The organism is Paenibacillus sp. UNC451MF (assembly GCF_000686845.1).
Lineage (GTDB): Bacteria > Bacillota > Bacilli > Paenibacillales > NBRC-103111 > Paenibacillus_S.
On record NZ_JMLS01000002.1, the window covers coordinates 287,211 to 300,052 of the forward strand.

Consider the following 12,842-nt stretch of genomic DNA (forward strand, 5'->3'; position numbering starts at 1 on the left):
GACTGTAGACCAGAGGTCTGACATCTATCCCTTAGGAGGAATCCCTATGACTCAGAAGCTTCAACCGGGTAACATGGCCCCCTTGTTTCATGTAACCGATCATCAGGGCAAGCCCGTATCGTTGGAAAATTATCGCGGCCGCAAAGTATTGATTGCCTTTTTCCGTTATTCTTCATGCGCGTTATGTAATCTGCGAATTCAGCGCTTTATCGAACGGTATCCGGAATGGCAGCAGCAATCCCTGGACATCATCGCTTTTTTCGAATCGCCCGAGATCAATCTACAAACGTACGTAGGCAAACAAAACCCGCCATTCCCGCTCATTGCCGATCCTTCGGCTGTAATCTATGATAAATACGGGGTAGAAAGCTCCGAGGAAAAAATGCAAAGCACTTTGGCTGATCCCTCCATAAAAGCCGTCATAGCGGAAGTGGAAGCAGCGGGCTATACGCTCACTAGAGAGGAAGGCTCGAATTTCCATCGCATTCCAGCCGATTTCTTGATCGATGAGAATGGAATCATCCAGATTTGCCATTACAGCCAAATGGTTACGGAACATTTACCCTTTGAAGCCATTGATCTCTTCGCTGAGGCAGGACTATAGGCTGCCCTCTGTCCAACAGGCAATCCGGATTCGCCTGTTGGATACTATCTTATATCAGACCGCACGGCGACGTTTAAAAAAAGCAATCACCTTGCCGTCCGCAGGCATAACGTTAACGAGCTCCCAGCCGTACCTCCCCCAATGGGACAAGGCTTCGTCCATAGTCCAGCCGCTGTGCTCCGTTTCGCCGCCATGCAAACAATCCCCGAGTGCCACATCCGTCGCATATTCCCAGCTATCCCCAGCGGTTTGAAATTCGGCAGAAAGAGGCAGCCGTTCTTCTACACGATCCCATCTCACGCGCGTTGTCGCTTGGGAAAGTGCTGAAATAATCTGTTCCCTATCGGTAACCTCCACCGAAAATAGTCGGGGTGCACGCGGAAAATGAAACGTTCGATGCGAATGATAAATCTGCAGCACCATCGTACCGATTGGAATCCCCTTATCGTCATGGAGGACGTACCACACGCATCGTTCCCTTTCCTCTGGTGGTCCCCAGTTTTCCATGGAATCCTTCCGATTAAATCCTGCCTTAACACTGTATCCGTCTGCTCTCAATTGCTCCACAACCGGAATCATAAACTCTTGGATACATACACCGTATGCGCGGTCGCCATACTGCTCGAACATCTGAGTCAGTTGTTCTTTCTTTTCCTGGTAGACCATTCTCCATGAATTTGAAAAGACTGCCTCCACATTCCGAACAACCGTGTGAATTAAAGCTTTATCCATTGTTAATCATCTCCCTCAACAATTATTCTAACATCGTTAGATTATATTTTAACACTGTTAGATTAATACTATATGGTATAATTGTCAAGAATTCATTGGAGGGCAAATATGGCACGAAGAAGAACGAATCCATCTCAAACGGACATTCTAACAGGGAATATAGAAGATATTCATACGCCACTAGACCGTGACAGGATCGTCAGTACGGTCTTGACCATGCTGCAAGCCGAAGGCTTGGAACAAATTAGCATGCGCAAAATCGCTGATTCATTAGGGGTTAAAGCAGCCTCTCTCTATTATCATGTGAAGGATAAGGACCAATTGCTTCATTTGTTGGCAGAGCAAATAAGCTCGGAAGTGGAATTTCCTGATGCAGAATTGGATTGGCGGGAACAGCTTCGGCAGTGGTCATTTAATTTCCGTCGTACCCTGCATCTGTATAGGGATTCGGTACAAATTATGGGGGCGACGATCGCTGCGAGCCCGCATCGTCTGTCGCATATCGAATATTTATTCCGTGTATTGGCTAAATCGGGGTTTAAAGAATCACAAATTCCATGGCTTGCTTCGATGTTGAAAAATTATATTTTTGGTTTTACAGATGAAGAAAACCGTTTGGCTGCAAGAGCCAAACAGGAGCTCGTAGATATGGATCAATTGGGAAAAAATCAGGTGGAGCGGTTTAAAGCACTACCGTCAGAGCACTACCCCCATCTTAGTCGATTAGCGGTGTATACCACTGCTGCCGATTGGGACACCGAATTTACATTCGGAGTGAATGTTCTCTTGGACGGTTTTGAAGCGCAGCGCCCCAAGTCTTAATGAACACATGGGCAGCCTGTCGGAATGAAAGTTGCCTCCAAACCAAAAACACGCCCATTCGGCGTGTTGAGTCTGTCGAGTAACCTGTGATGTTTTCAGATGTGTACGAGGTACTTCGGTGGGGTATCCCCTTCCGGCCACTATTGTTATCGGGAAATTTTTAATTCAGTGGCTTTACAGCGGGGATTTCCCGATAACAAAGGCGGACGCTTGCGCTCCTTCAGGGGATACCCCACCTTCCGCTCTCATCCAGCTTCTGAATAATTAGATTTCTCGACAATCTGAACACGCCCATTCGGCGTGTTTTGGTTTCTTCGCTATAAGTTAAATAGTATTAACAAATCTGCTCAGAGCGAGCCATGTGCTCTTCTCCCCACTTATTCATCAGATCCATCAAGGGAATTAAGCTTTGCCCATAGGAAGTCAAAGAGTATTCCACTTTCGGCGGGATTTCCGGGTATATTTCACGTTTAACCAAGCCGTGGGACTCCAGTTCCCGCAGCTGATAGGTCAACACTTTTTGCGTTAGGCCTGGAATCAGCTGTGTAAATTCACTGAACCGCTTCTTACCATTTCGCAAATGGCAAAGAAGCAGCAGCTTCCATTTTCCTTCAATGATTCCAAGAGTTACATTAGCTGCATAATCAGAATCTGTAGGTCTCATTTCTCATGCTCCCTTCACAAAACTTACTTCAATGAAACTAAAGCGAAATAAAGTAAAAATAAAGTAAATACTTCTCAACCTTCTATCTCTCAAGCATAATCGACTGTATCACGAAAATCAAAGAGTTATGGGAATGCATTCTTCCCGATGTAGCTGCGGATCTTGGCGTCTCCTCAGTTTCCTTGGGTCGCCACTGTGGTGACCCTGATTGGACTTATGGTGACCACTGTGGATTTGCTCACAAAAAAATCTGCAATATTATTATCTTATTGCAGACGTAATTCAAGGCTGTTAAGGTCAATATTGAATTTAGCACTCATTAATATATCAAGTCCAAGTAATCCGTTAATATCGTCATAAGGGAATGAAGTAAAATCAATCGCAACATCTTTCATAATAAAATCCCCTACTCGAATCAATGCGTGTTCTTTACCTCCTATACCAAAACTTGTTACAATCTCGTCATCTGCTGTCACCCTAATTCCTATATCATCTACTTCATCTTGCGATAGTAAGGTATGACTTGCTCCAGTATCAATTACAATATTATCAATGGTTTTCGTTATTCCCTTATAGCTAATTCGAATTGATGTAAATAATAAACCGTCACGGTACTCAAACTTCATTAATGAGTTCTCCTTAGTCCATTACGGTTACGAATTTTAATGATAACCTGATCTTTAGATGTATGATAAATAATTGTGTTATTCTTACTTTTCAACAATTCGTTTGTAGCTTCTTCATCCCTTATAGGGCCTATTACTGCAACCTCTTCGACTATTTCTTGATCTTCCTGAAGCTCTGATTCCATAATTTCGAACTTCACAAATTGATTAGGATAGATATTTCTCACTTCTTGCCATTTCATGCGTTTGATCCCTCCAAACGTCTTTAAACTAATACTAAAATTATACCATAATATTAAATTTCGGTCTTACAAGCCTTTGATTGGAATTTCACTTCGGGAGCTGTATTCACGAAGCCGAGAACCTTAAGGCAGCTTAGCTACAGGCCGCAACGCGGCTAGGATTATCTGCCTGAATCCGCTTCTCTGAATTGCCTCGGGTAGACCAATGACAAAACACCTTCGTAGTGTGAATACGGTGTTATCGGAAGGATCATACTTCATTGAAATAACTAAAAATCAACTTTTTCAATAATCCAATTACTTTTTGATGTTTTCTGTTGAACAACATGTACTGAAATCGTATCTTTACTTCCCATTACCTTTATCGTTAATTCAGAAGTACCCTGCCCATTCTTATACTGGATACTTCCCATAGGAAAATACCCAAATGTTATCTCATTACCTACTAAGTTTCTTATCTCAGTACTATTTTTAATATATTCCGTTGCAATCTTATACGATTCATCTTGTTTAATAATTTGTAAAACTCCAAAAAACAATATACAAATAAAGTAAATAAATATGGAAACTAAAGACAAAGTGATTCCCAATATAGTTTTTCTATTGTTTAACATAAAAACGTCTGTATTTACTAATCTATCTCCAATTTTCTTCTTTCGTTTACTAGCCAGAATTAGAATTAAATCTATAGGCCATAGAAAAGTAAATAGATTTCTAATTATTAATTTACTAGCTTTAGGTACATTATTATTATCATTTTCTTCTCTAACAGCAAGCCCAAAAATTCTTTTGCCAATACTTCTTCCGTTTACGATATCTTTATAGCAGTATAAAATAAATGCCCCAAATATCAATACATTTATCGATATAAATAATGAAGAGAAATCATTGTTCGTTGGATCCAAAATTAAAAAGATAGTTAAGCAAACAAGAAACGAAAAAATAAAGTGATCTATTAAAAATGCACCTATTCTCTTACTAATAATAAATGATTTTAATTGTTCCAAGGTTATTCCAGCCTTTATCATATTTAGCGATCATTCGTATAGCCTTCTTGTATTCACGAAACCTCATTGGCTTATGGGATATTTAGCGACCGGTCCGACAGACCTAGTCAATACAGGGATGTCAACTTAAATCCCCTTCTTCAAAATGACTCCGGTCAGACCAAAGACCTTCAAGTCCGTAGCGTGAATACAGTGTTAGATGATGTCGGGGCCTTCTTCAATATACAATCCGCATCTCGTTCTTTAATGCAAAATTCTCTGTAATCTGGGTTCGTACTTTACGGTTTGTCGATCTTTATGGTTTTTTCGTCCCTTTACCGGTTTAGCAATCTTTATAGCCATTTTTGTTATTTATTGATTTTATTTGATCATTGATCATTTTTAATGAGACGGAGCATTCGCAACAGTTATTAATACAAATATACCACTACCTGTAAATAATGGTAATGGTAATGATTAATCTTTATTAAGTTTTATCCTGATTGCATATAAAATTTTGGTATTCACTAAGTCAAGAACCTTCAGGGAAGTAGTCTCCGCCGCGTCGAGTTTAGGTCACAGAGCTTATTTAATGAGTTACTATAACTTAATGTTTCCATGGTTCATCATATTCTGTTACCTGAATATTGTTATTTATTAACTCTTCAACACGGTAATGCACTATTTATTATCAGGGTCTATTGTTTTCAGTTGTGTATTTTATTAGAGCAGGAACTCCTTCGATGTACTTATAGGTGCTCCAATAATGCTCACCAACAGTTGCTCTACCGAACGACGTAATGTTTTGTTTTTCTGAATCAAATCATTTCTAGATCATTATTTCGTACATATTGAAAGGATTTAACATCCCATAACCAATAATAATAAGGAATATTAGGGGCAAGGGATTTATAACTTTACTTACCTTATACACCAAATTTGTTTCATCTATAGTACTTGAATTTACCTTTTCTATACTACTCTCATTTGTTTCATGTGTTTGTAATTGGCTTAAAGGGGCCTTTTCTGAATTTACTTTATTTTTGAATATACAGCCGGAAAATAACATACTCATCGTAATTAATACTAATATCAAATTCAAAAAACTATTAACTATGATTTCACTTCCTTGCTTATTGCCTTTATTTCACCTAACGTTCTTGCGATCGAAAGTTCCCATTTCCTCGTATTCGCTTTCAAATTTCTATATCTTTATCCGTCTTTGAATACACTTCTTGGAATAAGTATTCCCACTCACTCATAAAGCCCTCTCCAAATTCCCTATTATAGTAATTTATATTTTCGTTCCAAAATTCTTTTGAATTCCCGTAATATGTTCCCAGAATAAATGAAGGATAATTATGTACCGAACTCGCCATTATTCGCACTTTATTAAATTCTCTCAATTCAATTTTTTTATTAATTTCTTCTAGTATATTAATTATTGGTTCTACACTCATATTGATTCGATCCATATTAAATTTACCCGTTTTAACAAAAAATGAGGTTAATTCTGCAATTACTCTATTCCTATATGGATCATTCCTAATTTTATATAATCTATAAACAAGCACACGTATTGTACAAAATCCAAATTTTATATCTTTATGAAGCCAGTTTAAAAATACGCCAATTATTTCTTTATGTATTGGATTCTCCGGTTCCGATCTAATAAAGATAAATATATAACTCAAAGCCATCATAAACTTTCTTACATATCTTCTCTGAAGTATCAGTTCCCCTTCTTTCTCTAACTGTTTAATAATTAATTTATTTTTGGGAATTTCCTACAGTGTTCTTGTATTTACGAAGCCAAGAGACTTAAACAACTGTAGGGAGTAGGTGTGTCAGTACTTAGTCCATTTAAATCCACCTTTTCATCATACCATTCGTTGTAAATATTGGAAATTAAAAAAAGAGGCTCACAAAGTCTCTAAATGACTTTGCAAGCCCCTATGCTTTCACTGCCAGAATCCCGTTACGCTTGTCTCTTCATCTCAACACCATGTTTTCTCAAACTCGATTGAAAATAGTGAGCCACCAAAATAAGCACATGCAAACCAGCGAGTATGAGATAAATATTGCTGAACATGGAGCCAGCCGGATTGAGGCTAAAGGGGTTCCATGAGTCTGAAGCTCTTATCTCTAATATCCTGCTGTATGAGCCTGTCGCTATCGCTTGAGAAATGAAGTTCAGCATGGAGAACATTCCCATTCCGACTCCCATCTGCTTCGGTGTCAAGGTTCTCGAAATGGAATTCGACATCGTAATAAGCATGTAGGATTGCCCCACATTGCCAAGGATCAATATGACCGAAACCGATAATGGCGAAATTCCAGAGAAGGTTGACAGCAAGATAAAGCAAGCAATAAGCAAGCTGGATGCCATATGAAAAAGAAACGCGTTTCCTTTCAAATCGGCTAGTTTGCCTCCTTTACGCCCCAGAATCGCTGATGCAATAGCAGCAGGAACTAACGCCATCCCAATCCACTGAGGTGACAGCTGATGAACTTGCGACAACAGCAGCGGACTTAAGAAATACAAGGACAACCCGATCCCATTAATAATAAAAGCAACTACAACCCCCACCACATAGGGCTTATGGCCAAACAGAGCAGGCTGAACAAACGGTTCTGGAGCAGTGCGAATTCGTGCAATAAACAATAAGGCCGCGATCAAGCTGCCCAATGTAAACCACCATCCCCCATTCGTCACGCTGATCAGCAGCAACGATACGGTTAACGCTAAGGCAAGCCCACCTATCCAATCGAATTTCCCTTCCGTCCCCCGTTCGTCGCTCAAATGCTTACGATATAAAGGAAGAGTAAGCAGAATGAGCAGTGGTACAGCAAACAGCCATCTCCAATGAGCAACGCTGACAATGAGTGAGGATACGATCGGTCCAATAGCACTGCCGAGTGCCAATCCTGTGGCCGTCATGCCTAAGGCCTGCCCTCTGCGCTCGGGTGCGAAATATCTTACAGGGATTAGCATAGCCGTTGCGGGAATAGCGGCAGCTCCTGCGGATTGAATGCATCTTCCAGCCAGCGCCATCCCAAAGCTGTCAGAGGTCAGACCGATCAACGATCCGATCCCAAATAGCGCGAGCCCGAATGTTATGACATTCTTCAGCTTATATTTATCGGCAAGCTTCCCATAAGTTACGGTCCCAACAGCATAAATCAATGTATATGCAGACGAAATCCAACTTACCTGAGCAATCGATAGATGAAATTCCTGGCTCATTTCTGGCAAAACAATATTGAACATTAAGGCGCTCATCGATGACAGCATAACCGTAAACATCAGTACTCGAATTAATGAGTCTCCTTGTTGACGCTTCACATCCGTTTCCATTCTCCCAGTCTCCTCTCAAAATTAGATATCTCATTAATGACAGTATGAATGTAAGTACTTGCTTGCATATACTTCAAAAATAATACTAGGGAGTTAATGCCCTAGCAAAGGTCCTTACGCTTTCCTCTATGAACGCATTCATAGGAGCTGCTGGAAAGTTCGAGCCATCCGAATGAAGATTGCTGATAAATGCACCATAATTCATCCACATAAACGATAGAGCCTGAAGCTCCCAATTGGCCTCGATCAATTTCCCTTTTTCAAACATAGCCTGAAAATAATCCGCCAACAGCTGCTTTAATTTTTGAGGATGCTTGTTTGCTTTCTCTCGAAACTCCGCAAATACGCTCCCTTCCTTGAGGGCGATCTGGATGATTTTCCGATTGCGGTTCATTGCCTCATGATAGGTACGACTGATCAAGAGCAGATCAGCATGCAAATCCCATACGAGCTTATCTTGAAACAGCTTTGTCATTTCTTCGCTGTAATGATAACGGTGAAAGGCTGTCTCCAGTAGATTTTGCTTGCTGCCAAAAAGTCGAAACAGCGTCACTTCGTTCACGCCGGCCGTGGTTGCAATTTCTTTGGTGGAGACGCCATTGTAGCCTTTTTCCGCAACAAGCTCGATCACTGCCGTAAGCAATTTGTCGCTGCTGCTCATCTCTTTACTAATGAACCTCTCCTCCTTATCTTCTATATGCAAGTGATCACTTACATGTGAAATCATGGTAAATCTAATTAGATCAAAAGTCAAGCAAAAAAAAGGCTTTCCGTATTGAAGTCATTCTGAACAGTCGTCAGGAGGCAATTCCGAGCACCTGTCTATAAAAGAAACCCTTATTATAATTAAAAGCGGGGTTCTTGCTGAATAACCTAATGCTAACTGTTTGTTTTCTCAGAAGACATAACGCTTGTCTCAACTGGACTAGCTGAATTCATTTGCATACCATTGCCCAATTGACCATAATCATTCATGCCCCAGGAAAAAATAGCCCCTTGGCGGGAAATTGCACTGCTGCTCATATACCCAGCAGATATGGAACTCATAACGATGTCGGTTGCTGCTTTAGCCGGAGACGCCTGTGCTGTTTTCGTTCCATCTCCCAATTGACCGTATCCGTTATATCCCCACGCCCATAGAGTACCATCACTCTTTAAGGCCATACTATGAAGCCCGCCGGACGATACCTGGATTATCGAGTTTAAGCCCTCAATCCGTACTGGAATTAACCGATTTGTCGTTGTTCCATCCCCAAGTTCGCCTTCTCCGTTATAACCCCATGTCCACACGGTTCCATCTTGTTTTAGAGCCATGCTGTGATAAAGCCCTCCCGACACAGAGGATATGCCGTCAAGATCATGAAGCTGAATGGGTGTCGTGCGGTTCGTTGTCGTTCCATCTCCCAATTGACCATATGCATTAAAGCCCCATACGAATATAGTGCCATCGCTTTTTACAGCCATACTATGAAAGGCTCCTGCGGAGATGGACGTAATGGAGTTTGCGCCCGCAACTTGAACCGGCGTCACCCGATTCCTTGTTGAACCATCACCTATCTGACCATATGCGTTCAAGCCCCAGGCCCACACAGTTCCATCCTTTTTTAAAGCAAGCGAATGCTGCTGTCCCGCTTCTATCGCTACGATGTCACTTAGTCCGGGTATTTGCTCTGGAAGGAATCTAGACTCAGTAGTTCCATCTCCCAACTGACCGTCAGCATTGTTTCCCCATGACCATACCGTCCCATCCTGCTTAAGGGCCAGGGAATGATCATGACCGGAGGAAACAACTCTTATATCATCCAATTCTGGTATCTGAACTGGGGCGAGCGTCAATCCCGCAGGTTTGTCCAACAAAAACTTCCTGTCTCCCCATGCCCACACCGTATGATCACTTTTGACTGCCAACGTATAAAAAGCGTTGAATCTTCCCATTGAAATGGTTGATCGGCTACCCGAAGCCATAGCTTTATCGTTCACCGTAACTGCGTTGCTCGATTCCGACACATTACCCGCAGCGTCCTTCGCTTTTACAGTAAAGCTGTAGGTTGTTCCCGGGGTTAATCCCAGAACTGAGGCCGTATAGGTCGAATAGGTTACCGTCGTTACAACCGCAGCATCCTTGTACACCTGATACTCCACCACACCTATATTATCGGATGCTGCCGTCCATGCCAGATTCACTTGATCCGATGTCTTTTCGGTTAATCTCAAGGTAGGCGCGCTCGGTGGTATTGTATCCGGTACACCGCCATCCACAGGACTACTTTTTGCCTGGTTAGTGAATAAGAGAGGAATGAATAGCTGCAGCATCATACAAAAAACCAGAACTCGAGTTGTTTTCTTCATAAAAATAATACAACCCTCCTCGTTGCTTGATCGTTCACTTCTTCATATCTGTTCATTAATTAATGTTAACCCCAGCACTCGCGTAACCTGCTACCGTAGTTATCAGACTTAAACCAGTGGCTGTTGAAGAGAAGACCATAATATATCGGGTTTGAGCTTTTACAGGAATGCTCAAGCCGGTAGTGATTCCTGAAGATATACTCCCTATTGACAGGATGCCTGTCATTGGTGGAGCTAGTGTTACTGAAGCTCCAGGAACGGGTGTGAATATATTATCGGGTGTTTTGGACTCATATAATTGCGCAGTAATCGTTACCGTTGATCCCACTAAACTTAAAGCCGCAGTGCTGCTAAAGTAAGCGGACATCGATGTAATCGTTCCATCGCGCGGAACCGAGAAACCAAAGTTCAAAAGTGTACCGCCTGCACCAGTGAGATCAATACTTGGTCCTAAAGAAGCAACCCCCGGAGCAGAAGAACCAAATCCAATGAAACTGGGCGTTCCAGCTAGTCCGCCTGCGATCGTTGTCATCGTTATAGGCAATCCGGACGAAAATGGAATAATAGCTCCAGAGTCACCCTTAGGACCTGTTGTTCCCGCTGCGGCTAGCAGCGTATAAGCAGCGGATGCTCCAGGTACACCTGTCGGATTCGCGGTATTAACCATATAAGTGCTCCCATTGTAGGTTACCACTTGATAGAGTGAATACGATGAAGCTGCCAAAGGGTCAAAGGCTACTAAACCGTTTAGACCTGCCCCCGGATCACCTTGCGCTCCCTGTGGACCTGTCGGGCCCACAGCCCCCGGGTCACCTTGCGCACCTTTGGGACCTGCCGGGCCCACAGCCCCCGGATCACCTTGCGCTCCCTGTGGACCTGTCGGGCCCACAGCCCCCGGGTCACCTTGCGCACCTTTGGGACCTGCCGGGCCCACAGCCCCCGGGTCACCCTTCGCGCCCTGTGGACCTGCCGGGCCCACAGCCCCCGGGTCACCTTGAGCACCTTGCGGACCTGCTGGGCCTGCTGCTCCCGGGTCTCCTTTCTCGCCCTGCAAACCTGCTGGGCCTGCTGCTCCCGGGTCTCCTTTCTCGCCCTGCGGACCCATTGGGCCAGTTGCTCCGGGTTCTCCTTGTATCCCCCGCGAGCCACTAGAACCACGGCTTCCTGGGTCGCCTTTCTCGCCTTTTTCACCCTGGGCACCGACATCTCCTTTGTCGCCCTTATCGCCCTTATCTCCTTTTTCCCCATTCTCTCCCTTTGTTCCAGGAGTTTGCACAGTTGCGACCGTTTCGCCAGAGATCTCCAGGAATAGTGCACTGCTTCCGTTATGTATTAAAGTAACTGCATCCCCTACACGAATCGTTGCTCCAAGTCCGCTCTTATCATAAACGACAGTATCTGAGCCCCATTGAAACGATGCTTTGGCCCCTGTGCTATCCACGATAGCTATGCTGCTTTTGGTCAAATCCGTCACATGGCCTCGTACCATCCGTTTGGAATTTATGTTCACCAAGGACTCAGCGTTATTCAGCAAAGACGCCAGCTGCGCTCTTGTCACGGTTTGCTTTGGCTTAAACGTATTGTCCGGGAAACCGCTAATGACATTAGATTTCGCTGCAACGATCACATACCCGAGCGCCCAGCTTGAAATATCACCTGCATCGCTGAAGGAGGATGTCGAATCGGCAAGAGCTTGTGCCTCACTCTCTTTACCCAATGCTCGGATTACCAGTCTCGTCAACCATTCACGGCTGGCAGCTTGCTTCCCCCACTCTGTGCCTTCAGGAACGGTTTCTTCATCGGCAGCGATCAAGCCTTTCTCCAATGCTAACTGAACTCCGCTTTGTGCCCATGAATCAACCTTGAGCGGCACGTTTGATATAGTGGAAGCAGCCCCATCCAAACCCAAAAAACGAACGGTCATAACGACAGCCTCTTGATGACTTATCGAACCATTCGGATTGAAGCTGCCCGCCGTATCTCCCTCTACAACCCCAAGTGCAGATAGCTTGGAAATGGATTTATACGCCCAATTAGATGAGTCTACATCACCAAATGATGCTGCATTGGCTACTGTATTACCTAAAGACCCAAAACTCGGGAACGTTACAGCAAGCTGACTTACTACGAGAAATACCATGGATGACTTACATACTAATTTGTTTATACCTTTCATAAAAACGGCCTCCTAAATATGATATAGATATTATGAAAATCGTGATAAACGGCATCACCCTCGTTCGTTATACGTTTACTTACAACATTTTGACATGTGGTTGACACTATATTTTATCGACATAAAATCCACTAAGGTTAATCCTTTTCTCGGTTCGCTTAAGAAAACGATGTGAATAGTTGTAAAGTGATGCTTGCCCTTCTTACATCAACCTCTTTAGTTGAGCTGTCAATCTCCCTATTATAAATAAACAGAGTCTGGCTCAGTAGTGAGCGTTGTCACC

General features: G+C 43.0%; 12 protein-coding genes. 2 read left to right on the forward strand and 10 right to left on the reverse strand.

The window, feature by feature from the left end; all coding sequences use genetic code 11:
- Positions 1-46: 46 nt before the first annotated feature.
- A complete protein-coding gene (locus BP97_RS35250; RefSeq protein WP_051620356.1) occupies positions 47-604 on the forward strand; it encodes a peroxiredoxin family protein in 558 nt (185 codons plus the stop codon).
- Positions 605-658: 54 nt separating this feature from the next.
- Here the strand turns inward: BP97_RS35250 and BP97_RS0104475 are convergent, their stop codons facing one another.
- Positions 659-1,336: a DUF6022 family protein gene (locus BP97_RS0104475; protein WP_028548023.1), complete on the reverse strand. Its 678-nt coding sequence runs from the start codon at positions 1,334-1,336 to the stop codon at positions 659-661.
- 108 nt (positions 1,337-1,444) lie between these two features.
- Between BP97_RS0104475 and BP97_RS0104480 the strand changes: the two genes are divergently transcribed.
- Positions 1,445-2,158: a TetR/AcrR family transcriptional regulator C-terminal domain-containing protein gene (locus BP97_RS0104480; protein WP_028548024.1), complete on the forward strand. Its 714-nt coding sequence runs from the start codon at positions 1,445-1,447 to the stop codon at positions 2,156-2,158.
- Positions 2,159-2,492: 334 nt separating this feature from the next.
- Here the strand turns inward: BP97_RS0104480 and BP97_RS0104485 are convergent, their stop codons facing one another.
- The 9 genes from BP97_RS0104485 to BP97_RS38650 all read right to left on the reverse strand — a co-directional run bounded on the left by BP97_RS0104485 (position 2,493) and on the right by BP97_RS38650 (position 12,559).
- A complete protein-coding gene (locus tag BP97_RS0104485) occupies positions 2,493-2,822 on the reverse strand; it encodes a winged helix-turn-helix transcriptional regulator (RefSeq protein WP_028548025.1) in 330 nt (109 codons plus the stop codon).
- A 266-nt stretch (positions 2,823-3,088) separates the two neighbouring features.
- Entirely contained in the window at positions 3,089-3,448 is a 360-nt protein-coding gene (locus BP97_RS0104490) for an aspartyl protease family protein (protein WP_028548026.1), read from the reverse strand.
- On the reverse strand, positions 3,448-3,690 hold the full coding sequence (locus BP97_RS0104495; RefSeq protein ID WP_028548027.1) for a hypothetical protein: 243 nt from the start codon (positions 3,688-3,690) through the stop codon (positions 3,448-3,450). The genes BP97_RS0104490 and BP97_RS0104495 overlap by 1 nt, the downstream gene beginning before the upstream one ends.
- A 269-nt stretch (positions 3,691-3,959) precedes the next feature.
- Positions 3,960-4,697, reverse strand: coding sequence for an RDD family protein (locus tag BP97_RS0104500; RefSeq protein ID WP_197035410.1), 738 nt, complete (start codon positions 4,695-4,697; stop codon positions 3,960-3,962).
- A gap of 1,175 nt (positions 4,698-5,872) precedes the next feature.
- Positions 5,873-6,376, reverse strand: coding sequence for a hypothetical protein (locus tag BP97_RS0104510; RefSeq protein WP_036745478.1), 504 nt, complete (start codon positions 6,374-6,376; stop codon positions 5,873-5,875).
- Between the two features lie 278 nt (positions 6,377-6,654).
- Positions 6,655-8,034: an MFS transporter gene (locus BP97_RS0104515; protein ID WP_028548031.1), complete on the reverse strand. Its 1,380-nt coding sequence runs from the start codon at positions 8,032-8,034 to the stop codon at positions 6,655-6,657.
- 85 nt (positions 8,035-8,119) lie between these two features.
- The gene (locus tag BP97_RS0104520; protein WP_036745479.1) at positions 8,120-8,695 is read right to left on the reverse strand and encodes a TetR/AcrR family transcriptional regulator; all 576 of its coding nucleotides are present in this window, start codon (positions 8,693-8,695) and stop codon (positions 8,120-8,122) included.
- A 218-nt stretch (positions 8,696-8,913) separates the two neighbouring features.
- Positions 8,914-10,383, reverse strand: a complete 1,470-nt coding sequence (locus BP97_RS35255) for an RCC1 domain-containing protein (protein ID WP_051620357.1) — start codon at positions 10,381-10,383, stop codon at positions 8,914-8,916.
- Between the two features lie 55 nt (positions 10,384-10,438).
- A complete protein-coding gene (locus tag BP97_RS38650) occupies positions 10,439-12,559 on the reverse strand; it encodes an exosporium glycoprotein BclB-related protein (RefSeq protein ID WP_051620358.1) in 2,121 nt (706 codons plus the stop codon).
- Between the last annotated feature and the right edge of the window lie 283 nt (positions 12,560-12,842).

Excerpts from the sequence above, each read along its gene's own strand:
- BP97_RS0104520 (WP_036745479.1), bottom strand. The coding sequence starts at position 8,695 with ATGAGCAGCAGCGACAAATTGCTTACGGCAGTGATCGAGCTTGTTGCG.
- BP97_RS0104475 (WP_028548023.1), bottom strand. The coding sequence starts at position 1,336 with ATGGATAAAGCTTTAATTCACACGGTTGTTCGGAATGTGGAGGCAGTC.
- BP97_RS0104490 (WP_028548026.1), bottom strand. The coding sequence starts at position 3,448 with ATGAAGTTTGAGTACCGTGACGGTTTATTATTTACATCAATTCGAATT.
- BP97_RS0104485 (WP_028548025.1), bottom strand. The coding sequence starts at position 2,822 with ATGAGACCTACAGATTCTGATTATGCAGCTAATGTAACTCTTGGAATC.
- BP97_RS35250 (WP_051620356.1), top strand. The coding sequence starts at position 47 with ATGACTCAGAAGCTTCAACCGGGTAACATGGCCCCCTTGTTTCATGTA.
- BP97_RS0104515 (WP_028548031.1), bottom strand. The coding sequence starts at position 8,034 with ATGGAAACGGATGTGAAGCGTCAACAAGGAGACTCATTAATTCGAGTA.
- BP97_RS0104510 (WP_036745478.1), bottom strand. The coding sequence starts at position 6,376 with ATGGCTTTGAGTTATATATTTATCTTTATTAGATCGGAACCGGAGAAT.
- BP97_RS35255 (WP_051620357.1), bottom strand. The coding sequence starts at position 10,383 with ATGAAGAAAACAACTCGAGTTCTGGTTTTTTGTATGATGCTGCAGCTA.
- BP97_RS0104480 (WP_028548024.1), top strand. The coding sequence starts at position 1,445 with ATGGCACGAAGAAGAACGAATCCATCTCAAACGGACATTCTAACAGGG.
- BP97_RS38650 (WP_051620358.1), bottom strand. The coding sequence starts at position 12,559 with ATGAAAGGTATAAACAAATTAGTATGTAAGTCATCCATGGTATTTCTC.
- BP97_RS0104495 (WP_028548027.1), bottom strand. The coding sequence starts at position 3,690 with ATGAAATGGCAAGAAGTGAGAAATATCTATCCTAATCAATTTGTGAAG.